The sequence below is a fragment of the Azospirillum tabaci genome (assembly GCF_014596085.1).
In the GTDB taxonomy this organism is placed as follows: Bacteria; Pseudomonadota; Alphaproteobacteria; order Azospirillales; family Azospirillaceae; genus Azospirillum; species Azospirillum tabaci.
In genome coordinates this window covers 1-2,454 of the sequence record NZ_JACCJY010000067.1, presented here as the reverse complement: position 1 = coordinate 2,454, position 2,454 = coordinate 1, and the positions used below count along the sequence as shown (strand labels likewise).

Genomic DNA, 2,454 nt, shown 5'->3' with positions numbered 1-2,454 from the left:
GATGAGTTTCTCGGTCGCGCCACTGGATCAGGGGATGAGCTTCAAGGCCAAGGCCTACCAAGCTCTGCGCCAAGCCATCACCCAGATGGACATCTACGGCGGGCCGAGCGAGATCCGCCTCGACGAGCGCCAGCTCTGCGAGGCGCTGGGCGTCAGCCGCACCCCGGTGCGCGAGGCCATGGCGCTGCTGGAGCAGGAGGGCTTCATCCGCTCCATGCCCCGGCGCGGCATCTTCGTGGTGCGCAAGACCAAGGCGGAGATCATCGAGATGATCACCGTCTGCGCCGCGCTCGAAGGCATGGCCGCCCGCCTCTTCGTCGAGCGCGCCGACGAGCGCGGCATGGCCGACCTGCACGCCACCTTCGACCGCTTCGCCGAAGGCGAGCTGGCCGACCACGTGCTGGAGTATTCCGACGCCAACGTCGCCTTCCACCAGTCGATCATCCAGGCCTCGGGCTGCACGCTCATCGCCGACCTGACCGACCGCTTCTTCATCCACATGCGGGCCATCCGCCGCGTCACCATGCGCCGCGGCGGCCGGGCCGAGACGTCCATCGTCGAGCACCGCGACATCATCGACGCCCTGACCCGGCGCGACGCCGACCTGGCCGAGCGGCGGGTGCGCGAGCACACGCTGGGGCTGGCCCGCCATGTCGAACAGCACTGCGATTTTCTCGATTGACCGATCGTGAACCGAATAAGAGTCGGGGAGGAGTAACCCTTATGTCAGCCGTCACAGTCCTCAACAACCAAGCCACGGCCGCCACCGATGCGGAACCGGCGCTGACGGATGGTTTCCAGCTCGTCATCGATGCCCTCAAGCTCAACGGCATCGAGAACCTCTACGTCGTGCCGGGCATCCCGATTTCCGACCTGCTGCGCATGGCGCAGGGCGAGGGGCTGCGGGTCATCTCCTTCCGCCACGAGCAGAACGCCGGCAACGCCGCGGCGATCGCCGGCTTCCTCACCAAGAAGCCGGGCGTGTGCATGACCGTCTCGGCGCCGGGCTTCCTCAACGGCCTGACCGCGCTGGCCAACGCCACCACCAACTGCTTCCCGATGATCCTGATCTCCGGCTCGTCGGAGCGCGAGATCGTCGACCTCCAGCAGGGCGACTACGAGGAGATGGACCAGCTGGCCATCGCCAAGCCGCTGTGCAAGGCCGCCTTCCGCGTGCTGCATGCCCAGGACATCGGCATCGCCGTGGCCCGCGCGATCCGCGCCGCGGTGTCGGGCCGGCCGGGCGGCGTCTACCTCGACCTGCCGGCCAAGCTGTTCTCGCAGGTGATGGACGCCGCCGAGGGGGCGCGCTCGCTGGTCAAGGTGGTCGACGCCGCGCCGGCGCAGCTGCCCGCGCCGGACTCGGTGGCGCGCGCGCTGGAGGTGCTGAAGGGCGCCAAGCGGCCGCTGATCATCCTCGGCAAGGGCGCCGCCTACGCCCAGGCCGACGAGGCGGTGCGCGAGCTGGTCGAGAAGAGCGGCATCCCGTTCCTGCCGATGAGCATGGCCAAGGGGCTGCTGCCCGACACCCACCCGCAGTCGGCGGGCGCGGCGCGCTCGATGGTGCTGAAGGACGCCGACGTGGTGGTGCTGGTGGGCGCCCGGCTGAACTGGCTCTTGTCGCACGGCAAGGGCAAGACCTGGGGCGAGCCGGGGTCGAAGACCTTCATCCAGATCGACATCGAGCCGCGCGAGATGGACAGCAACGTGGCGATCGTGGCGCCGCTGGTCGGCGACATCGGGTCGTGCGTGTCGGCGCTGACCGCCGGGATGGCCAAGGGCTGGACGCCGCCGCCGGCGGAGTGGACGGGGGCCGTGGCGGCGCGCCGCGAGGCGAACATCGCCAAGATGGCGCCCAAGCTGATGAGCAACGCCTCGCCGATGAACTTCCACGGCGCGCTCGGCGCGCTGCGCCGGGTGGTGCAGGAGCGCCCCGAGGCGCTGCTGGTGAACGAGGGGGCGAACACGCTGGACCTGGCGCGCGGGATCATCGACATGCACCAGCCGCGCAAGCGCCTGGACGTCGGGACCTGGGGCGTGATGGGCATCGGCATGGGCTTCGCGGTGGCGGCTGCGGTGGAGTCGGGCAAGCCGGTGCTGGCGGTGGAAGGCGACAGCGCCTTCGGCTTCTCGGGCATGGAGGTGGAGACGATCTGCCGCTACAACCTGCCGGTGTGCATCGTGGTGTTCAACAACAACGGCATCTACAAGGGGACGGACGTGAACCCGACGGGCGGGTCGGACCCGTCGCCGATGGTCTTCGTTCCGGACTCGCGCTACGACAAGATGATGGAGGCCTTCGGCGGCGCCGGGGTCAACGTGACGACGCCGGACGAGCTGTACCGGGCGGTCAGCGCGGCGATGGACAGCGGCCGGCCGACGCTGATCAACGCGGTGATCGACCCCAACGCCGGGTCGGAGAGCGGCAACATCGGCAGCCTCAACCCCACCAGC

The 2,454-nt window shown here is 69.4% G+C and carries 2 protein-coding genes; both read left to right on the top strand.

The window, feature by feature from the left end:
* Position 1 precedes the first annotated feature (1 nt).
* Positions 2-682 (top strand): GntR family transcriptional regulator, encoded by a 681-nt coding sequence (locus H0B54_RS29245; RefSeq protein ID WP_188263262.1) that lies wholly within the window; start codon positions 2-4, stop codon positions 680-682.
* A gap of 41 nt (positions 683-723) precedes the next feature.
* The coding region (oxc, locus tag H0B54_RS29240) for an oxalyl-CoA decarboxylase (protein WP_188263261.1) at positions 724-2,454 on the top strand (1,731 nt) is incomplete at its 3' end.